The organism is Pseudomonas nitroreducens NBRC 12694, assembly GCF_002091755.1.
Lineage (GTDB): Bacteria > Pseudomonadota > Gammaproteobacteria > Pseudomonadales > Pseudomonadaceae > Pseudomonas > Pseudomonas nitroreducens.
On record NZ_BDAI01000001.1, the window covers coordinates 1,059,317 to 1,077,791 of the forward strand.

Below are 18,475 nucleotides of genomic sequence, written 5' to 3' on the forward strand. Positions count from 1 at the left end.
CAGAGCTACTTCTTGCGAAGCCAGTAACGATAGACGCCGCCTTCGACCTCTTCATGCAGCAGCGAGTGCCCGGCAATATCGGCAAAAACGCGGAAGTCGCGCTGGGAGCCAGCGTCGGTGGCTATCACCTTGAGCACCGCCCCGCTGGGCAGCTTGTTCAGCTCGAGCTTGGCCTTGAGCAGCGGCAACGGACAATTGAGACCGCTGGCGTCCAGCTCCGCGTCACAGGCGGGGACGGACGGCGTGGAATCGGACATCGAAACGAACTCCGGTCAGGGCGCCCAAGAATACCGAAAGCCTTGGAAAAGTAACCAGGCCCAGGCAAGACGGTGTTCATTAATCAAGCCGTCAGCATCAAGGCCTAAAAGGAAGACCAAGCGAAAATACCCATTTCGAATTGCGCCGCACTTCCGCCCTGCAAACTAGGCATAGGCGTTAGCGTGCGGCTAAAGTAGAGCCTTTCTCGGAACGAGCCTCGTGTACATGAAAGTACTCCGCCCTGCCCTGCTGTCGCTCGCTGTCGCCCTCGCCACGCCGGCCCTGGCGGACGACTTGCCGTCTCTGGGCGATGCCAGCTCGTCCATCGTCTCTCCGGAGCAGGAATTCCAGCTCGGCCGCGCCTGGCTGAGCATGCTGCGCAACCAGGTCGATACGCTCAACGACCCGCAACTCAAGGATTACGTCGAGTCCAGCGTTTACCGCCTGGCGGAGTCCAGTGAACTGCAGGACCACCGCCTGGCCTTCATCCTGATCCGCGACAAACAGATCAACGCCTTTGCCGCCCCTGGCGGCGTGGTCGGCGTCAATGGCGGCCTGTTCATCTATGCCCAGACCGAAGGCGAATACATCGCAGTACTGGCACACGAACTCGGCCACTTGAGCCAACGCCACTTCGCCCGTGGCATCGAGGCGCAACAGCGCATGCAGGTACCGGTGATGGCCGCCATGCTGGCCGGCATTATTGCCGCCGCAGCGGGTGCCGGCGACGCCGGTATCGCTGCCATCGCCGGCACCCAGGCCGCAGCGATCCAGAACCAGTTGCGCTTCTCCCGGCAGAACGAGCAGGAAGCTGACCGCGTCGGCGTCGCCACCATGGTCCGCGCCGGCTACGACCCGCGCTCCATGCCCAACATGTTCGAGCGCCTGGCGCGCCAGTACCGCTACGAGGGCAAGCCGCCGGAATTCCTACTGACTCACCCGGTGACCGAATCGCGTATCGCCGACACCCGCAACCGCGCCGAGCAATACCCCAAGGGCGGCAAGGAAGACTCGCTGCGCTACGAGCTGATGCGCGCCCGCGTCCAGCAGATGTTCGAGGACACCCCGGGCATGGCCAGCAAACAGTTCCGCGCGCAGCTCGATGAAGACCCGAAGAACGATGCCGCCCGCTATGGCCTGGCGCTGTCGCAGACCAAGATCGGCCAGCTCAACGACGCCCGCAGCAACCTCCAGCAACTGCTGGCCAAGGCACCCAACGACATCAGCTACAACCTGGCGATGTCCGACCTGGACATCACCGCCAACAAGTTGCCCGATGCCCAGGCGCGCGTGCAGAAAATGCTCACCCAGTACCCGGACAGCTATCCGCTGATCCAGGCCAACGCCGACCTGATGATGAAGACCAACCGCGCCGCCGACGCCGAGAAGACGCTGTTCAAGCTGTCCCAGCGCCGCCCGCTGGACCCGGACGTGTGGAACCGCCTGGCCGATGCCTGCACCCTGAGCGGCAACGCCATCGGCGTATACCAGGCCCGCGCGGAGTACTACGCGCTCACCGGCGACTACAAGCAGGCGATCGAGCAACTGGACTTCGCCAAGCGTCGCGCCGGCGGCAACTTCACCCTGGCTGCGCGCCTGGATGCACGCCAGCAGGAGTTCCGCGACCAGGAACGCATCCTGAAGGAGATGATGGGGCGCTGAGCAACCACGCAGCCCTTGCCTGTGCTCACGAACAGCTTGATGCCACTGATTCCCGTGGTGGGTTCGCGAGCAAGCTCGCTCCCACAAAAGCCTCAAAGAAAAAGCCCGGCATCTGCCGGGCTTTTTCATGGTGCCGAGAGAGTCAGGCGTTGCCCGCCAGTTTCAGCTTCGCCGCCTGGGTGAAGTCGAGCATGCGCTTGAGCGGCTTGATCGCCTTGGGAATCAGCGCCGGGTCGACGAAGATTTCGCCCGAGCCTTCCTTCAGGCATGCCAGGGTGCGCTCCAGGGTGTTCATGGCCATCCACGGGCAGTGTGCACAGCTGCGGCAAGCCGCGCCGTTGCCGGCGGTGGGCGCCTCGATGAACTCCTTATCCGGGCACAGCTGCTGCATCTTGTAGAAGATGCCGCGGTCGGTGGCGACGATGAAGCGCTTGTTCGGCATCGTCTGCGCGGCCTTGATCAATTGGCTGGTGGAGCCCACCGCATCGGCCAGCTCAACCACCGCTTCCGGTGACTCCGGGTGCACCAGGATCGCGGCGTCCGGATAGACCGCTTTGAGGTCTTCCAGCTGCTTGGCCTTGAACTCCTCGTGAACGATGCAGGCACCGTCCCAGAGCAGCATGTCCGCACCGGTTTCGCGCTGGATGTAGCGCCCCAGGTGCTGGTCCGGCGCCCAGAGGATCGGCTCGCCGTTGTCCATCAGGTGCTCGACGATCTCCACGGCGCAGCTGGAGGTCACCACCCAGTCCGCGCGAGCCTTCACCGCCGCCGAGGTGTTCGCGTAGACGACCACGGTGCGCTCCGGATGCTTGTCGCAGAACGCCGAGAACTCTTCCACCGGGCACCCCAGGTCCAGCGAGCAGGTCGCCTCCAGCGTGGGCATCAGCACGCGCTTTTCCGGGTTGAGGATCTTCGCGGTCTCGCCCATGAAGCGGACACCAGCCACCACCACGGTCTGCGCCGAGTGCTGGTTGCCGAAGCGGGCCATTTCCAGCGAATCGGAAACGCAACCGCCGGTCTCTTCAGCCAGCGCCTGGATCACCGGATCGCAGTAATAGTGCGCGACAAGCACAGCGTTCTGCGCCTTCAATTCGGCAGCGATGGCCGCACGGTAGTCGGCCTCTTCCTCTGCGCTCAGCACCCGCGGCTGTTTCGCCGCCAGATGGGCCTGGACCAGAAGGCGTTCGGAAATCTGGGACATCGTGTGGAAACCTCAACAGGCACGGTCTGATTATGCCGGCGATTTTATCACCACCATCCCTCGTCGCGGCGGGCCGAGAAGTGCCGCGCGGCGGACTTTTTCCGGCACATGGCAAAAGCCCCGTGACCTTTCGATCACGGGGCTTTCACAAGATTTGATGGTGGGTCGTGTAGGATTCGAACCTACGACCAATTGGTTAAAAGCCAACTGCTCTACCGACTGAGCTAACGACCCGACGTGGTGCGTATAATACTGATTTCTAACGTAAAAACAACACCCCGAGAAAACTTTTTTCAGAAATATCGCGTAGGGTCGGAAATTCCAGCGGCGGAAAAGCCCTCGGAGCGCAGTCGGCAGCTGTCACATTTGCGGCAAGCACGCCCCTCATCATCAGCCTGATAGCAGGAAACGGTGAGGCCGTAATCGACGCCCCGAGCGACGCCTGCCTCGATGATCTGCGCCTTCGAAAGGAACTGCAGCGGCGCCTGGATACGGAAGCCGTCGCCCTCCACTCCTGCCTTGGTAGCCAGGTTCGCCATACGCTCGAAGGCCTCGACGAACTCCGGGCGGCAATCCGGGTAGCCGGAATAATCCACGGCGTTCACGCCGATGAAAATGTCCCGTGCGCCCAGCACTTCCGCCCAGCCCAGCGCCAGAGAAAGGAACACGGTATTGCGCGCCGGCACATAGGTCACCGGAATGCCTTCACTGGGAGCTTGGGGAACATCGATGCTGCTGTCGGTCAGCGCGGAGCCGCCGATACCATTCAGGTCGAGGCCGATCACCTTGTGCTCGACCACGCCCAATTGGCGGGCGACGCGCTCGGCGGCCTGCAACTCGGCACGGTGACGCTGGCCGTAGTCGAAGCTCATGGTGTAGCAGGCGTAGCCCTCGGCCTTGGCCATGGCGACCACTGTCGCGGAATCCAGGCCGCCGGAGAGCAGGATCACGGCTTTCTTGTCGTTCGCAGCATTCTTGTCGGACATAAACAGGGGCTCCTCCGCGCTCAGTGGCCCGGCTCATCGTTCCAGAGAATCTTGTGCAATTGCAGCTGCAGGCGGACCGGCAGGTTGTCGCTGACGATCCAGTCGGCCAGCGCGCGCGCATCCACCTGGCGATGGCTGGGCGAGAACAGAACCTCGCCGGCTCGCTCATCCAGGCGGTACTCGATCAGCTTGGACACCGCCCAGTCATAGTCCTCGCGGGAACAGATGACGAACTTGACCTGATCGTTGAGCGTCAGCTCGCCGATGTTCTCGTAACGATTGCGCGCCACTTCGCCGGAGCCGGGGGTCTTCAGGTCGAGGATACGGCTGACGCGGCGGTCGGTGGCCGAGATGTCCAGCGCGCCACTGGTTTCCAGCGATACTTCGTAGCCGGCATGGCACAGCCGTTCGAGCAGCGGGATACAGTTGGGCTGCGCCAGCGGCTCGCCGCCGGTCACACAGATGTAGCGCGGGCGATACCGCGCAACCTGGTCGAGGATGGCGTCAAGGCTCTGGATTTCGCCGCCACTGAAGGCATAGGCGGTATCGCAGTAGTTGCAGCGCAGGGGGCAGCCAGTCAGGCGTACGAACACGGTCGGCAAGCCGGCGGTGCGCGTTTCCCCCTGCAACGAGTAGAAAATCTCGGTAATGCGCAGGGTCTGTTGCATATCAGCCACGGGCGTGACGGCTATACAGGCCATCCGCCTCCGTTGCGTTGGAGTCGTGGGCGCACTGGAGAGGCGCCCGGCAATCCCGGAACACAGCAGACATCAGCGCAGCTGAAACCACTGGCTTTTCCGGGGGCGGCAATTCTAACGAAAAAACCCGCGGCGGGCGCGGGTTTTCAGACTGCGAGATAGGAAGCCTACTTCAGGTTCTTCAGATCACGCTGGGACAGTTGGGCAGCGGAAGTGCCCGGATACTGCGCGACCACCTGCTGCAGGATGCCGCGAGCCTTGTCATTGTTACCCAGGCGGCGCTCGACATCGGCGAGCTTGTACAGCGAGTCCGGCACCTTGGCGCTGCTCGGGTAGGCCTGGCTGACGCGGGCGAAAGCCTGGCCGGCGCCCTGCAGGTCGCCTTTCGCGAGATTCACTTCACCCAGCCAATACTGCGCGTTACCCGCGTACTGGCTGTTCGGGTACTTGCGCAGGAAGGCGCCGAAGGCCTGGCTGGCCTTGTCGAAGTCCTTGGCCTTGATCAGGTCGAAGGCGGCGTCGTAGTAGAGCTTCTCTTTGGCCGGGTCACCCGGCTCGCTGCTGGCGGCGGGCTGCTGTTGCTGGGCGGCGGCTACGCCTGCTCCGGTAGCAGCTCCGGCACTGGCGCCGGCAGCGGGGGAATTCTGTTGAACAGCAGCACCGGCCGCTCCTGCACCTGCACCGCTGGAAAGGCGGCTGTCGATGTCCTGGAAGCGCTCCTGGTTCTCCTGCTTCATTTGCTGGATCTGGTTCTGCTGCTCTTCGAGCATGCCGCGCAGACGGGACATTTCGTCCTGCATCTGCTGCAGCTGCATGAACAGCTGAGCCTGACCGGAGACGGGAGTTGTCATCCCGCCTCCGGCGTAGGCGCCATCAGCGCCTGCGGTGCCATAACCCGAGGGCGGCGTGCTGGCATAGCCACCATTGCCGTCCTGTACCGGAACCGCGGCTGCCGCCATGAGGGGCAGTCCGCATGCGATCAAGGTCAGAAAACGCAGGCGCATCGGCATCACGTCTTACTTCTTCAGCTCAACGCGACGGTTCTGGGCCCAGGACTGCTCGTCGTGGCCAGTGGCAACCGGACGCTCTTTGCCGTAGGAAACCAGTTCCAGCTGAGCCGGGGAAACGCCCTGCAGTACCAGGTAGCGCTGAACGGCCTTGGCACGACGCTCGCCCAGAGCCATGTTGTACTCGCGGGTGCCGCGCTCGTCAGTGTGACCTTCCAGGACTACGCGCTGGCCGGAACCTTTCAGGTCCTTGGCGTGTACGTCCAGGGCACGCATGGCTTCCGGCTTCAGGTCGGAGCTGTCGTACTCGAAGTAGAAGGTGGTGATAGCGCGCAGAGCGGCTTCGTCGCTCAGGGAGCCGTCAACGGCACCGCTGTTGGCGCCGTAGCCAGCGTTCGGGTCAACGCCGCCATTGGCGCCTTCACCAGTTGCATCGCCTTTCTTGGACGAGCAACCAACGGCTACGGCCATGGCGAGGGCGATAACGGCAAATTTGCCGAATTTCAGCATTTCCATCATGTAACTCCTAATGAACCCCAGTGTATAAGTTTGAAACAGTTGGCAACCGTCAGTTCAGGTAAGGGGACCAGGAAGGCTCGCGCACGTCGCCTTGAGCGGTGGGTAGCGGTAACCGAACACGTCCGTTGATGCTCACGAGCATCAACACGCCCCGGTCCTGCTGGCGGGTGGCGTATATTAGCATCGTGCCATTTGGCGCAACAGTGGGCGAATCGTCCAGATTGGTGTTGGAAAGTACCCGGAGATTACCGCGCTGAAGGTCCTGCGCTGCGATCTGGAAGTTGGTGAATCCGTCCTGGCGGTGAACCATCACCAGGGTCTTCTCATCCGCCGAGAGTTTCGGGTTGGCGTTGTAGTTGCCGATGAAGGTCACGCGGTCGGTAGCGCCCGAGTTCACGTTCATCTTGTAGATCTGCGGTTTGCCGCCACGGTCCGAGGTGAAGTACAGGGTCGAGCCGTCCGCGCCCCAGAAAGGTTCGGTGTCGATCGCCGAGTTGTTGGTCAGGCGACGCAGCTGGCGGCTGCCCAGGTCCATCACGTAGATCTCCGGGTTGCCGTCGCGCGACAGCACGAAGGCCAGGCGGTTGCCGTCCGGCGAGAAGGCCGGGGCGCCGTTGAGGCCTTCGAAGTTGGAGATCTGCTCGCGGCGGCCGGTGTCGACGTACTGCATGAAGATGCGCGGACGCTTCTGCTCGAAGGACACATAGGCGATACGGCGACCATCAGGCGAGAAGCGCGGCGAAAGGATCGGCTCGCGCGATTGCAGCAGGGTCACCGGGCGAGCGCCGTCATAGTCGGAGCGCTGCAGGGTGTAGCGGGTGTTGTCCACCGAGAAGCGCTCGGCAGTCACGTAGAGCAGCCGGGTGGAGAACGCACCCTTGATGCCGGTGAGCTTCTCGAACGACTGGTCGGCGATGTAGTGCGACATGTCGCGCAGTTGGTCGGTAGTGCCGCCCACGCTGCCGGTCAGGACCTGCTGCTGGGTCGCCACGTTGAGCAGGGCATACTGGATCTGCAGGCGGCCACCGTTGGGCACGATGCTGCCGACCAGCACGTACTGCGCGCCGAGGGCCTGCCAGTCACGGTAGATCACTTCGCTGGCCTGGACCGGCTGGCTGATCATGTTCTGGCGCGGGATCGGCTCGAAGTAACCGGAATTGCGCAGGTCGTTGCCGATGATGTTCGACATGTCTTCGGGCAGCACATTACCGCCCTGCCAGCCGAACGGAACCACGGCGATCGGGACGGCCGAGTCACGACCGCTGGAGATCACCAGCGGGTCGGCGGCCTGCGCTGCGCCGGCCACCAGGGCCAGGGCGAAGAGCGCGAAGCGAATCAGGGTACTCACAGATCTAAATCCTCCGGTTTGAAGACCATTCGGCGCTGACGATACAGGCTATCGAACGTGGCGCGATCCAGTTTTTGCAGTTCGGGAATACGGCCCACATTTCGGACCGCTGCCACTGCCGAATCGTCGAAAGGCTTGTCACCACTGGAGCGAGTCACGCTCACATTAGTGATGGCGCCGCTCGGCAACATCTGAATCAGCACTTCTACGCTCATTCCATTACGAGCTGAAGGAGGACGGCTCCACTGCTGGCTCACCAGGCTGACGATCAGGTCGTCAAAGTTGCCCGCCACCTCATTACCTTGCTCGTCGGCCAGGGCCTGCTGCCGCTGCGTGTCATCCGACAGCAGTTCAGCCAGGGCCTGGGCCTTCTTGTCTTCCGTCGCCTTGCGAGCTGCGGCAGCGGCTGCGGCAGCAGCCTTTTTCTTCGCAGCCTCGACCGCGGCAGCCTTCTTCTTGGCTTCATCCGCGGCGGCTTTTTTCTTCGCGTCCTCGGCGGCCTTCTTCTTGGCCTCCTCGGCAGCTTTCTTCTTCGCCTCTTCTGCGGCCTCTTTCTTGGCCTCTTCCTCGGCTTTCTTCTTGGCTATGTCAGCCTGCTGCTTCTGCTCGGCGGCCTTGGCCTCAGCTGCTTTCTTGGCGGCTGCGGCAGCATCGGCCGCCTTCTTGGCGTCATCTGCCTTCTTCGCTTCTGCAGCTTTCTCAGCGGCATCTGCAGCCTTTTGAGCCGCATCGGCCTTCTTTTGTTCCTCGGCTTTCGCAGCAGCCAATGCCTGCTGCTCAGCCTTCTTCTGCTCGAGCTGCTCCTGCTCGTATTGCTTGGCCGAGGTTTTCTTCGCCTCGCCGGCTATCTTCTGGTTGGTCTGCTGGGTCGCCTGGCTCTTGGACTTCAGCTGGTACAGGGTAGCCTGGACGATCGGCCGCGAAGGCGGCAGTTCAGGCGTGCTGGCCCAGCTGACGAACAACATGGCAAAAATCAGCACATGCAGGGCCACGGCCAGGACCGTTGGCCAGAAGTAGCCTTCCGATTGAGAGCGCTCGAGCTGGTGCATCAACTACCTGGTGCCTCGGTAATCAGACCGACGTTGCCGACCCCGGCTTTCTGCAGACCGCCCATGACGGCCATGACCGAGCCATAGTCGACTGCCTTGTCCCCACGGACGAAGACCTGGACTTTCTTACCCTGGCGGCTGTTCTCGGCCATGATGCCGGTGGCAGCGTTGACCAGCTGATCGAGGTCCACGGCAGTCTGGCTGCCCTTGCCCTGATCCGGGTCCACTTCCGAGCCCATGTTCCAGTAGTAGGTCTTGTCGGCCTTGATGGAGATGGTGAGCACGCGGGAATCGTTATCCTGCGGCAGCGCTTCGCTGGAAACCTTGGGCAGGTCGACCTTGACCCCCTGGTTGAGCATGGGCGCGGTCACCATGAAAATGACCAGCAGTACCAACATCACGTCGATGTAGGGCACCACGTTCATTTCCGCGACCGGCTTGCGCTTGTGACGAACTCTTGCCATGACGGCTTACCTCTTGGTCGTCTTCAATCGTCGCTGGTGTGCACTTTGCGGTGCAGGATGGCCTGGAACTCGTCGGCGAAGGTGTAGTAGCGGCCGATGAGCATTTCCGAGCGAGCGGCGAAACGGTTGTAGGCGATGACCGCGGGGATGGCCGCGAACAGGCCGATGGCGGTAGCGATCAGCGCTTCGGCGATACCCGGCGCCACGGTGGCGAGGGTGGCCTGCTGCACGGTGGCCAGGCCACGGAAGGAGTTCATGATGCCCCACACGGTGCCGAACAGACCAATGTACGGGCTGGTGGAACCGACGGTAGCAAGGAACGGCAGGCTGGTTTCCAGCTTCTCTTCCTCGCGGGAAATGGCGACGCGCATGGCGCGGGAAACGCCCTCCATCACTGCATCCGGGTCAACGCCGGCCTGCTGGCGCAGACGGGAGAATTCCTTGAAGCCGGCACGGAAGATCTGCTCGACCCCCGAATCCGGATCGGGGTTGCTGCCCGCCTGACGATAGAGCTTGGACAGGTCGATGCCCGACCAGAAGCGCTCTTCGAAAGTATCCAGGGCCTTCTTCGCCGAGCGCATCATGTTGCTGCGCTGGAAAATCATGATCCAGGAAGTGACCGATGCGGCCACCAGGGTCAGCATCACCAGCTGTACCACGACGCTGGCGTTACTGATCAAGCTCCACATGGAAGTATGGTCGACGACGTTCGGTTCCACGTTAATCTCCTGCTGAAAGGGTGTCCGGACTGCCGGCAAATGCCGCACGCAACACATCTGGGATAGCGCGGGGTTTCAGGGTGTCCGCCCGCACGCACGCCACCAGGAATCGCCCCTCGCAGAGCAAGGTCGAATCCGACGCCCGTCGAACCTGTTGACGAAACTTCAGGCTCGCACGGTTCAACTCCTCCACTTCGGCGCTGACGAGCAGTTCGTCGTCCAGGCGAGCCGGCGCGTGATAGCGCGCCTCGGCCGAATGAACGACGAAAAGCAGGTTCTCCCCCGCCAGCTGCGACTGGGCAAAGCCCAGATCACGCAGCCGCTCGGTACGAGCCCGCTCCATGAACTTGAGGTAGTTGACGTAGTAGACGATGCCGCCGGCATCGGTGTCCTCGTAATAGACCCGATACCGCTGCTGGAACGGCTGACCCCCGTGTTGCGCGCGCATACTCTAAAACCAAGTCCTGGCTTTGCCAATCGGCAATCGCCTACAAATGCAATTAATTACCATCTTCAGGGGCGAACAGATCCGGCGTTGCCCCCTCCCCCATCCGCTTCGGCACATTCAGGCCGAAATGCAGGTACGCATGCCGGGTCACTACACGGCCGCGCGGTGTGCGCATGATATAGCCTTGCTGGATCAGATAGGGCTCCAGCACATCTTCAATCGTGTGTCTTTCTTCGCTGATGGCGGCCGCCAGGTTGTCGACACCCACCGGCCCTCCGTCGAACTTGTCGATCATGGTCAGCAACAGGCGGCGATCCTGGTGATCGAAGCCCCTTTCGTCCACGTCCAACAGGTTCAGCGCCTTGTCGGCGATGTCGCGACTGATGTGTCCGGTGCCACGCACCTCGGCGAAATCCCGTACACGGCGCAGCAGCCGGTTGGCGATCCGCGGCGTACCACGGGCGCGCCGGGCGATCTCGAAGGCACCCGCCGGCTCGATCTCCAGGCCGAGAATCCCCGCCGAGCGGGCGACGATGCTGGACAGGTCGTCCACACCGTAGAACTCAAGACGCTGCACGATACCGAAGCGGTCACGCAGCGGATTGGTCAGCATGCCGGCGCGAGTCGTCGCGCCGACCAGGGTGAAGGGCGGCAGGTCGAGCTTGATCGAGCGCGCGGCCGGGCCTTCGCCGATCATGATGTCCAGCTGGAAGTCTTCCATGGCCGGGTACAGCACTTCCTCGACGATGGGCGACAGGCGATGGATCTCGTCCACGAACAGCACGTCGTTGGGCTCGAGGTTGGTCAGGATCGCCGCCAGGTCGCCAGGGCGTTCCAGCACCGGGCCGGAGGTGCTCTTGATCGAAACCCCCATCTCCTGGGCGATGATGTTCGCCAGGGTGGTCTTGCCCAGGCCGGGCGGGCCGAAGATCAGCGTGTGATCCAGCGCTTCCTGACGCCCGCGGGCCGCCTGGATGAACAGCTCCATCTGCTCGCGCACCACCGGCTGACCGACGTAGTCCGCCAGCTTGAGCGGGCGGATGGCGCGGTCGAACTGCTCTTCGCGGTCGCGACTGGAGGCTGAGGAAATCAGGCGATCGGCTTCGATCATCAATATCTACCTAGACCATGCCCTTGAGGGAACGGCGGATGAGTTCTTCGCTGGACAAGCCTTCCTCCTGCACGGCGGCCACGGCGCGGCTCGCCTCCTGAGGTTTGAAACCCAGGGCGATCAGCGCGCTGACCGCATCGGACTCGGCGCTTGAGACTGCGGCAACCCGCATGGGTTCCACCACCAGCGGCGCGATGGACGGAATATTCTCCCACGCCTTGAAGCGATCCTTCAGCTCCACCAGCAGGCGCTCGGCAGTTTTCTTGCCGACGCCCGGAATCTTCACCAGGGTCGAAGTATCCTGCGCCTGCACGCAACGCACCAGCTCATCGACCTCCAGCCCCGACATCAGCGCCAGTGCCAGCTTCGGCCCCACGCCGTTGAGGCGGATCAGCTCGCGGAACAGCTCGCGCTCGCGCTTCTCGGCGAAGCCGTAGAGCAGGTGGGCATCCTCGCGCACCACCAGATGGGTATGCAGGGTCACCGGCTCGCCCAGGCTCGGCAGGCGGTACAGGGTGGTCATCGGCACTTCCAGCTCGTAGCCCACGCCGTTCACATCGACGATCAGGTGCGGCGGCTGCTTCTCCGCCAGGGTGCCACGCAGGCGTCCAATCACGGGTGTTTGTCCTTGCTCAAAGTTTTTCCGGATATCACAGGCGCAGACGTCCGCCGCGACGGCGGGCGCCCATCAGGCCATGCGGCACCAGGCTTTGCCGGGTGTGCGCGTGGCACAGGGCGATGGCCAGGGCGTCGGAGGCGTCGATCTGCGGCTTCTGCACCAGCTTGAGCAGGTGCATCACCATCATCTGTACCTGCTGCTTGTCCGCACCACCGGTGCCGGCAATCGCCTGCTTGACCTGGCTGGCGGTGTACTCGGCGATCTGCAATCCCTCTTCCGCCGCCGCGACTATGGCCGCGCCGCGCGCCTGCCCCAGCTTCAGCGCCGAATCGGCGTTGCGCGCCATGAACACCTGCTCGATGCCCATCATGGTCGGCTGGTAGGTCTGGATGACCTCGCGCACACCACGGAAGACGATCTGCAGGCGCTCGAACAGCTCGCCATTGCCGGTGCGGATGCAGCCCGAGGCCACGTATTCACAACCACGGCCGGTGTCGCGCACCACGCCGAAGCCGGTAATTCGTGAACCTGGGTCGATGCCGAGAATCAGGGTCATGTCCGTTCGATCACACCTAGTCTGCAACGCGCATTTCAGATAACAAAAACCGGAAGCGGGAGGCGCCGCTGACGACCACTCCCGCTTCCGGCTTCAGCACATCGCCGATGGTGGGATCAGCCCAGCTGGGCCATCACCTCGTCCGGGATGTCCGCATTCGAGTAGACGTTCTGCACGTCGTCCAGGTCTTCCAGCATGTCGATCAGCTTGAGGACCTTCTGCGCGGTGTCCAGGTCCAGGGTCGCCACGGTCGACGGGATCATGGTGATCTCCGCGTCCTCGCCCTTGAAGCCCGCTTCGGTCAGTGCTTCGTTGACCGAGATGAAATCGGCGAAGGTGGTGAAGACGTCGATGGAACCGTCGTCGTTGACCACTACATCGTCGGCGCCGGCTTCCAGCGCGGCATCCATCAGGGCCTCTTCGTTCACGCCCGGCGCATAGCTGATCTGCCCCTTGCGCTCGAACATGTAGGCCACCGAACCATCGGTACCCAGGTTGCCGCCGCACTTGCTGAAGGCATGGCGCACTTCGGCCGCGGTGCGGTTGCGGTTGTCGGTCATGGCCTCGACGATGATCGCCACGCCGCTGGGCGCGTAACCTTCGTAGGTCAGCTCAGCCATGTTGTCCGCTTCGCTGGAGCCCACGCCGCGCTGGATGGCACGGTCGATGGTGTCGCGGGTCATGTTGGCGGTCAGCGCCTTGTCCACGGCCAGGCGCAGGCGCGGGTTGTCCGCCGGCACCCCGCCGCCCTGCTTGGCGGCGACGGTCAGCTCACGAATGAGCTTGGTGAAGATCTTGCCCTTCTTGGCGTCCTGACGTTCCTTGCGGTGCTTGATGTTGGCCCATTTGGAATGACCAGCCATAACTCACTCCGTATCGCTTGTTTGCTTCGCTGGCGGCGCCCGCAGTGCAGGTACCGCCAGCTATTCGAATCGACTTACTCGGCGGCCTTCTGCTGCTCGCGCAGGCGGATGTTCAGCTCGCGCAGAGCCTTGGCATCCACGGTGCCCGGAGCCTGGGTCATGACGTCGCCGGCGCTCTGGGTTTTCGGGAAGGCGATGACTTCGCGGATCGAGGCCGCGCCGGTCATCAGCATCACCAGACGGTCCAGGCCGAAGGCCAGGCCACCGTGCGGCGGTGCGCCGTACTTCAGGGCGTCCAGCAGGAAGCCGAACTTCTCTTCCTGCTCCGCATCGTCGATGCCCAGCACGCGGAAGACCGCCTGCTGCATGGCCTTGTCGTGGATACGGATGGAACCGCCGCCCAGCTCGGTGCCGTTGAGCACCATGTCGTAGGCACGGGACAGCTTGCCGGCCGGGTTGGCCTCCAGCTCTTCCGGGGTGCACTTGGGCGCGGTGAACGGGTGGTGCAGCGAGGTCAGGCTGCCGTCGTCGTTCTCTTCGAACATCGGGAAGTCCACGACCCACATCGGCGCCCACTCCTTGGTGAGCAGGTTGAGGTCATGCCCGACCTTGATGCGCAGCGCGCCCAGGGCGTCGCAGACGATCTTGGCCTTGTCCGCGCCGAAGAACACGATGTCGCCATCGACCGCACCGACGCGATCGAGGATCTCGTTCAGGTTCGGCTCGGCGATGTTCTTCACGATCGGCGACTGCAGGCCTTCCACGCCCTTGGCGCGCTCGTTGACCTTGATATAGGCCAGGCCCTTGGCACCGTAGATGCCGACGAACTTGGTGTAGTCGTCGATCTGCTTGCGCGGCATGCTCGCACCGCCCGGAACGCGCAGGGCGGCAACACGGCCCTTCGGATCGTTGGCCGGGCCGGAGAAGACCTTGAACTCGACGTCCTTCAGTTGATCGGCGACGTCGACCAGTTCCAGCGGGATACGCAGGTCAGGCTTGTCCGAACCGTAGCGGCGCATGGCCTCTTCGAACGGCATATGCGGGAATTCGTCGAACTCGACGTTCAGCACTTCCTTGAACAGCTGGCGCACCATCTTCTCGGTGATCTCGATGATGTCGCTTTCTTCGAGGAAGCTGGTCTCGATGTCGATCTGGGTGAATTCCGGCTGGCGGTCGGCACGCAGGTCTTCGTCGCGGAAGCACTTGGCGATCTGGTAGTAACGGTCGAAGCCGGCCACCATCAGCAGCTGCTTGAACAGCTGTGGCGACTGCGGCAGGGCGAAGAAGTGGCCCGGATAGGTGCGGCTCGGCACCAGGTAGTCACGCGCGCCTTCCGGTGTCGGGCGACCGAGGATCGGGGTTTCCACGTCGAGGAAGCCGTTCTCGTCCAGGTAGCGGCGGATGCTGCTGGTGATGCGCGCGCGCAGCTTCAGCTTGGCGGCCATCTCCGGACGACGCAGGTCGATGAAGCGGTAGCGCAGGCGGGTTTCCTCGCCAACGTCGGAGTACTCGTCCAGCGGGAACGGCGGGGTCTCGGCCTGGTTCAGTACTTCCAGCTCGTGGCCCAGCACTTCGATGGCACCGGAAGCCATGTTCGAGTTGCGCGCGCCTTCCGGGCGCAGGCGCACCTTGCCGGTGATCTTCACCACGTACTCGCTGCGCACGCGGTCGGCCTTGGCGAAAGTCTCGACGCGATCCGGGTCGAACACCACCTGGGCCAGACCTTCACGATCACGCACGTCGAGGAAGATCACCCCGCCGTGGTCGCGGCGACGGTGTACCCAACCGCAAAGAGTGACTACCTGGCCGTCCAGGCTCTCGTTCAACTGGCCGCAATAGTGGCTGCGCATCATGGTGTGTTTCGCTTCTCGAAAGTCTTGAATTCTAGGGAACCGCTCATTCGCTGGCGGAGCAGGCGCCGGCACCGCAACCGGTGGCCGGACAGGCCGCTGGGGCATCGCCGGAGGCCAGGTTCTTCTTCGCTCCGGTCTTGAAGTCGGTCTCGTACCAACCGCTGCCGCCCAGGCGGAAGCCCGGAGCCGACAACATCTTCTTCAATTCGGGAGCCTTGCAGGCCGGACAATCGACCAACGGCGCATCGCTGATCTTCTGCAGCGATTCCAGCTGATGCGCGCAGGACTGGCACTGGTACTCGTAAATCGGCATGGAACACCTTGGCTGTGTAACGCCACGGGTCCGCGTCCCGCGGCAAAGAGGCCGATTATAGCCTGAAAAATCCGCAGGTTGCAGCCGGGCTCCGGTGGCGGAAAAGCCTGCCGGGCGCACAGCCTTTTAATAGAAAACATCAATCGATTGCCTTGATATAGACCAAGAGCTTCGCACCTACCCCGGTGATAGCCTCGAATCCAGCGTTTTAAATCATTCATGCTCGATGAGGAGATCGCCATGGACATCGATATCGGAATCGCCAAAGAAGATCGCGCCGCCATCGCCGACGGCCTGTCCCGCCTGCTGGCCGACACCTACACGCTGTACCTGAAGACCCACAACTTCCACTGGAACGTCACCGGGCCGATGTTCAACACCCTGCACCTGATGTTCGAAGGGCAGTACAACGAACTGGCGCTGGCCGTGGACAGCATCGCCGAACGCATCCGCGCCCTGGGCTTCCCGGCGCCCGGCACCTACGCCGCCTACGCCCGCCTGTCCTCGATCAAGGAAGAAGAAGGCGTACCGGACGCCCAGGAAATGATCCGCCTGCTGGTGCAGGGCCAGGAAGCCGTGGTGCGCACCGCCCGCAGCATCTTCCCGCTGGCCGACAAGGTGGCGGACGAGCCCACCGCCGACCTACTGACCCAGCGCATGCAGGTCCACGAAAAGACCGCCTGGATGCTGCGTAGCCTGCTCGCCGAATAACCCCTTCCCTTTATAAGCAGCCGGCCAGAAAGCCGGCTGCCTCCCCCTACGAATGGCCTAAGCGGTTGATTTGAGAAGGCAACTGGATTGCGGTTAAATACCCGCCGTGCGTTTCTCGCATAGGCCGCCCGGCACGCTTTCATTTTTCCTTTCTGGCGTCGCACCCGGGGCTGGCTGCTTCTTTATCTCGTTACCCGCTCAAGGTGAATCCGTAGCCATGTTGAAGATCGTCCATCTCGTGACGGGCGTCGCCGCACTCTTGCTGTCCTTGATCCCGAGTCTGCGTAGTGATGCCCTGCCCTACCTGCAACAGAGCGATGCCATCTACCTGGCACTGCTCGGTCTGACCAGCCTCCTGCTCGCCCCGAGCAGCAACCTGAAACACCCCTCTGCCCTGCAAAGCCTCGCCACCGCCCTGGTCGTGCTGGCCGTGGTCCTGCAGATCCTGATCCTGCTCGCCCCCCTGCCCTTCATCGGCGATCAACCGGCCATCGTGCTGCCGCTGCTAAGCCTGGCCGGCGCCGTCATCCTGCAATGGATCGCCAGCCTCAACAAACCGAGCGCCAGCGCTTCCATCGAAACCTTCGCCGGCGTCGACCGCGAAACCGGCACGGTGAAGTGGTTCAACACCTCCAAGGGCTTCGGCTTCATCTCCCGCGACTCCGGCGAGGACATCTTCGTCCACTTCCGCGCCATCCGCGGCGAAGGCCACCGCATCCTGATCGAAGGGCAGCGGGTGGAGTTCTCCGTTGTCCAGCGTGACAAGGGGTTGCAGGCTGAGGATGTGATTGCTGCGCTGCCTAACCGGCGCTAAATATCGCTGAAATGAAAAGCCCGCCAATTGGCGGGCTTTTTCTTGGTGATACTTATTGGGGAAATTAAAAATGGCGGGGGCAGGTTTACTTTCCGCACCCTAACCCCTTGGCCTTATCCGGAGCAAAAAAGGGGACAGATCTATTTTTCTACTCTAACCCTGACTCCGCGTCCAGTTTCAGAGTAGAAAAATAGATCTGTCCCCTTTTCAGTCCCTCGGAGATGAAATCCAGCCAGGCGGCCAGAGCTGACTCGAACTCCTCAAGGCTGACCGTCGCGCTACAACGTTCCTCATACAGCGAGCGGAGAGTGACTTGCTCAACGGTCAGCGTTGCTGCCCAAGAGGAGACAAAAGGGGACAGATTTATTTTCTATACTCCAACCCGAACTCACAATTCGGCTTTAGATTAGAGAGTAAATTCTTTCGATTTTCGCTGCTCAGCAAGGCGCTAACGCTTAAGGCTCTGTATTTCCTTTTCCAATCCTTCACTGAATGCCTCCGCTCCCGGACAGTCCTGTGCTTGAGCTTTCTGTATGCGACTCCGCGCCTCATCGACCTGCCCAAAGGTCGGAATAGTGAGGATGGCCACCAGCAGGTTCGCCTCTCCCTGGAACTCGGTGTAACTGGTCATCCGAGAGGGTCGAATTGGGATCGGTGAACCTGGAATCGACACCCGTTCGGGCGGAGGGACGCACATCCCCATGAACAACGGTAGGGGATACCACCTCCAATTGGCGTCCTTCGCTTCGGCCATTCTGGCAAGCCGTGAGAGCATTCTGTGATGCTCACGATCCCCGAAGTCCTGCTTTCTGAATCCATCATCGCACTTGTATATCTGAACGACTGCTGCTGCCAAAAGCCCGCTTTCCGCCGCCTTATCAATCAGCTGACAGTACTCTTCGCGCTTCTTAGGGTTACCGATGGCCTGCTTGTCCACCAACTGGGCCAGGTAGAACTGTGCGACCGGATGGCCTGACTGGGCGGCGCTGACAAGTGACCTTTGCATTTCGAACCCGGCTTTGAGGGCAGCACTTTTCAACCCTGCAGCAGCTTCTGGGCTTGTCTCGCTGGCCTGCTCACTCAAGAGCTGTTGCAACGTTTGGCGGGCCTGCAAGGCGTTATTCAACTCCTGCTCTCCCAACGACGCGCCTGCCAAGGCAAGTTCCGACAGAAGCAATAGAGATAACAAAACCTTTTTGAAAATCATCTGTTACCTCAAAAACAGAGAAAACGGGGACAGATTTATTTTCGACACTCTAATCCTGACTCCGCGTCC

At 62.2% G+C, this 18,475-nt stretch carries 21 protein-coding genes, 1 tRNA gene and 1 pseudogene; 4 read left to right on the forward strand and 19 right to left on the reverse strand.

Annotated elements, in window-relative coordinates; translation table 11 throughout:
• Positions 1–5: 5 nt before the first annotated feature.
• The gene (locus PNI01S_RS05020; protein ID WP_024763375.1) at positions 6–257 is read right to left on the reverse strand and encodes a sulfurtransferase TusA family protein; all 252 of its coding nucleotides are present in this window, start codon (positions 255–257) and stop codon (positions 6–8) included.
• Between the two features lie 226 nt (positions 258–483).
• Here PNI01S_RS05020 and PNI01S_RS05025 point away from each other — a divergent pair, with 226 nt between their 5' ends.
• Entirely contained in the window at positions 484–1,920 is a 1,437-nt protein-coding gene (locus PNI01S_RS05025) for a M48 family metalloprotease (RefSeq protein ID WP_024763374.1), read from the forward strand.
• Between the two features lie 142 nt (positions 1,921–2,062).
• On the opposite strand, the gene nadA is transcribed toward PNI01S_RS05025, so the two are convergent.
• The 17 genes from nadA to PNI01S_RS05110 all read right to left on the reverse strand — a co-directional run bounded on the left by nadA (position 2,063) and on the right by PNI01S_RS05110 (position 15,674).
• Positions 2,063–3,121, reverse strand: a complete 1,059-nt coding sequence (nadA, locus tag PNI01S_RS05030; protein WP_024763373.1) for a quinolinate synthase NadA — start codon at positions 3,119–3,121, stop codon at positions 2,063–2,065.
• A 158-nt stretch (positions 3,122–3,279) separates the two neighbouring features.
• Positions 3,280–3,355 (reverse strand) — tRNA-Lys (locus tag PNI01S_RS05035).
• A gap of 59 nt (positions 3,356–3,414) precedes the next feature.
• Entirely contained in the window at positions 3,415–4,107 is a 693-nt protein-coding gene (gene queC, locus PNI01S_RS05040; RefSeq protein ID WP_024763372.1) for a 7-cyano-7-deazaguanine synthase QueC, read from the reverse strand.
• 20 nt (positions 4,108–4,127) lie between these two features.
• Complete coding sequence (gene queE / locus PNI01S_RS05045) at positions 4,128–4,775, reverse strand: 7-carboxy-7-deazaguanine synthase QueE (RefSeq protein WP_084357528.1); 648 nt, start codon at positions 4,773–4,775, stop codon at positions 4,128–4,130.
• 197 nt (positions 4,776–4,972) lie between these two features.
• Positions 4,973–5,815: a tol-pal system protein YbgF gene (gene ybgF / locus PNI01S_RS05050; RefSeq protein WP_065084497.1), complete on the reverse strand. Its 843-nt coding sequence runs from the start codon at positions 5,813–5,815 to the stop codon at positions 4,973–4,975.
• Positions 5,816–5,821: 6 nt separating this feature from the next.
• Positions 5,822–6,328: a peptidoglycan-associated lipoprotein Pal gene (pal, locus tag PNI01S_RS05055; RefSeq protein WP_017522099.1), complete on the reverse strand. Its 507-nt coding sequence runs from the start codon at positions 6,326–6,328 to the stop codon at positions 5,822–5,824.
• Between the two features lie 52 nt (positions 6,329–6,380).
• Complete coding sequence (gene tolB, locus PNI01S_RS05060; RefSeq protein WP_065084496.1) at positions 6,381–7,679, reverse strand: Tol-Pal system beta propeller repeat protein TolB; 1,299 nt, start codon at positions 7,677–7,679, stop codon at positions 6,381–6,383.
• Positions 7,676–8,731: a cell envelope integrity protein TolA gene (tolA, locus tag PNI01S_RS05065; protein ID WP_089285722.1), complete on the reverse strand. Its 1,056-nt coding sequence runs from the start codon at positions 8,729–8,731 to the stop codon at positions 7,676–7,678. Before tolA ends, tolB begins: the two co-directional genes overlap by 4 nt.
• Entirely contained in the window at positions 8,728–9,192 is a 465-nt protein-coding gene (tolR, locus tag PNI01S_RS05070) for a protein TolR (protein WP_024763368.1), read from the reverse strand. Before tolR ends, tolA begins: the two co-directional genes overlap by 4 nt.
• A gap of 23 nt (positions 9,193–9,215) precedes the next feature.
• Positions 9,216–9,911, reverse strand: a complete 696-nt coding sequence (tolQ, locus tag PNI01S_RS05075) for a protein TolQ (protein WP_024763367.1) — start codon at positions 9,909–9,911, stop codon at positions 9,216–9,218.
• Position 9,912: 1 nt separating this feature from the next.
• Positions 9,913–10,359 carry a tol-pal system-associated acyl-CoA thioesterase gene (gene ybgC / locus PNI01S_RS05080; RefSeq protein WP_015478279.1) on the reverse strand — a complete coding sequence of 149 codons (447 nt, stop codon included), beginning with the start codon at positions 10,357–10,359 and terminating at the stop codon, positions 9,913–9,915.
• Positions 10,360–10,411: 52 nt separating this feature from the next.
• Positions 10,412–11,470 carry a Holliday junction branch migration DNA helicase RuvB gene (gene ruvB / locus PNI01S_RS05085; RefSeq protein WP_017522105.1) on the reverse strand — a complete coding sequence of 353 codons (1,059 nt, stop codon included), beginning with the start codon at positions 11,468–11,470 and terminating at the stop codon, positions 10,412–10,414.
• 10 nt (positions 11,471–11,480) lie between these two features.
• On the reverse strand, positions 11,481–12,086 hold the full coding sequence (gene ruvA, locus PNI01S_RS05090) for a Holliday junction branch migration protein RuvA (protein WP_024763366.1): 606 nt from the start codon (positions 12,084–12,086) through the stop codon (positions 11,481–11,483).
• 34 nt (positions 12,087–12,120) lie between these two features.
• Complete coding sequence (ruvC, locus tag PNI01S_RS05095; protein ID WP_024763365.1) at positions 12,121–12,645, reverse strand: crossover junction endodeoxyribonuclease RuvC; 525 nt, start codon at positions 12,643–12,645, stop codon at positions 12,121–12,123.
• A gap of 116 nt (positions 12,646–12,761) precedes the next feature.
• Positions 12,762–13,508, reverse strand: coding sequence for a YebC/PmpR family DNA-binding transcriptional regulator (locus PNI01S_RS05100; RefSeq protein ID WP_024763364.1), 747 nt, complete (start codon positions 13,506–13,508; stop codon positions 12,762–12,764).
• Positions 13,509–13,582: 74 nt separating this feature from the next.
• Complete coding sequence (gene aspS / locus PNI01S_RS05105) at positions 13,583–15,361, reverse strand: aspartate--tRNA ligase (RefSeq protein ID WP_024763363.1); 1,779 nt, start codon at positions 15,359–15,361, stop codon at positions 13,583–13,585.
• A gap of 43 nt (positions 15,362–15,404) precedes the next feature.
• Positions 15,405–15,674 carry an FmdB family zinc ribbon protein gene (locus tag PNI01S_RS05110; protein WP_017522110.1) on the reverse strand — a complete coding sequence of 90 codons (270 nt, stop codon included), beginning with the start codon at positions 15,672–15,674 and terminating at the stop codon, positions 15,405–15,407.
• 240 nt (positions 15,675–15,914) lie between these two features.
• On the opposite strand from PNI01S_RS05110, the gene PNI01S_RS05115 reads away from it, so the two are divergent.
• From PNI01S_RS05115 to PNI01S_RS28785, 3 genes and pseudogenes are all read left to right on the forward strand, one after another.
• Complete coding sequence (locus PNI01S_RS05115) at positions 15,915–16,385, forward strand: Dps family protein (RefSeq protein ID WP_024763362.1); 471 nt, start codon at positions 15,915–15,917, stop codon at positions 16,383–16,385.
• A gap of 217 nt (positions 16,386–16,602) precedes the next feature.
• Positions 16,603–16,914: pseudogene (locus PNI01S_RS28780) on the forward strand (cold shock domain-containing protein membrane protein); the annotation flags it as partial.
• A gap of 45 nt (positions 16,915–16,959) precedes the next feature.
• On the forward strand, positions 16,960–17,199 hold the full coding sequence (locus PNI01S_RS28785; protein ID WP_192430913.1) for a cold-shock protein: 240 nt from the start codon (positions 16,960–16,962) through the stop codon (positions 17,197–17,199).
• A 448-nt stretch (positions 17,200–17,647) separates the two neighbouring features.
• Here PNI01S_RS28785 and PNI01S_RS05125 read toward each other — a convergent pair whose 3' ends face one another.
• Complete coding sequence (locus PNI01S_RS05125) at positions 17,648–18,406, reverse strand: hypothetical protein (RefSeq protein WP_024763359.1); 759 nt, start codon at positions 18,404–18,406, stop codon at positions 17,648–17,650.
• Positions 18,407–18,475: the final 69 nt, after the last annotated feature.

What these genes read in the sequence shown, in the direction of transcription:
- PNI01S_RS05100 (WP_024763364.1), bottom strand. Translation starts at nt 13,508, where the DNA reads ATGGCTGGTCATTCCAAATGGGCCAACATCAAGCACCGCAAGGAACGT.
- queC (WP_024763372.1), bottom strand. Translation starts at nt 4,107, where the DNA reads ATGTCCGACAAGAATGCTGCGAACGACAAGAAAGCCGTGATCCTGCTC.
- aspS (WP_024763363.1), bottom strand. Translation starts at nt 15,361, where the DNA reads ATGATGCGCAGCCACTATTGCGGCCAGTTGAACGAGAGCCTGGACGGC.
- tolR (WP_024763368.1), bottom strand. Translation starts at nt 9,192, where the DNA reads ATGGCAAGAGTTCGTCACAAGCGCAAGCCGGTCGCGGAAATGAACGTG.
- ruvB (WP_017522105.1), bottom strand. Translation starts at nt 11,470, where the DNA reads ATGATCGAAGCCGATCGCCTGATTTCCTCAGCCTCCAGTCGCGACCGC.
- ruvC (WP_024763365.1), bottom strand. Translation starts at nt 12,645, where the DNA reads ATGACCCTGATTCTCGGCATCGACCCAGGTTCACGAATTACCGGCTTC.
- pal (WP_017522099.1), bottom strand. Translation starts at nt 6,328, where the DNA reads ATGGAAATGCTGAAATTCGGCAAATTTGCCGTTATCGCCCTCGCCATG.
- nadA (WP_024763373.1), bottom strand. Translation starts at nt 3,121, where the DNA reads ATGTCCCAGATTTCCGAACGCCTTCTGGTCCAGGCCCATCTGGCGGCG.
- PNI01S_RS05025 (WP_024763374.1), top strand. Translation starts at nt 484, where the DNA reads ATGAAAGTACTCCGCCCTGCCCTGCTGTCGCTCGCTGTCGCCCTCGCC.
- PNI01S_RS05115 (WP_024763362.1), top strand. Translation starts at nt 15,915, where the DNA reads ATGGACATCGATATCGGAATCGCCAAAGAAGATCGCGCCGCCATCGCC.
- ybgC (WP_015478279.1), bottom strand. Translation starts at nt 10,359, where the DNA reads ATGCGCGCGCAACACGGGGGTCAGCCGTTCCAGCAGCGGTATCGGGTC.
- queE (WP_084357528.1), bottom strand. Translation starts at nt 4,775, where the DNA reads ATGCAACAGACCCTGCGCATTACCGAGATTTTCTACTCGTTGCAGGGG.
- PNI01S_RS05020 (WP_024763375.1), bottom strand. Translation starts at nt 257, where the DNA reads ATGTCCGATTCCACGCCGTCCGTCCCCGCCTGTGACGCGGAGCTGGAC.
- PNI01S_RS05125 (WP_024763359.1), bottom strand. Translation starts at nt 18,406, where the DNA reads ATGATTTTCAAAAAGGTTTTGTTATCTCTATTGCTTCTGTCGGAACTT.
- PNI01S_RS05110 (WP_017522110.1), bottom strand. Translation starts at nt 15,674, where the DNA reads ATGCCGATTTACGAGTACCAGTGCCAGTCCTGCGCGCATCAGCTGGAA.
- ybgF (WP_065084497.1), bottom strand. Translation starts at nt 5,815, where the DNA reads ATGCCGATGCGCCTGCGTTTTCTGACCTTGATCGCATGCGGACTGCCC.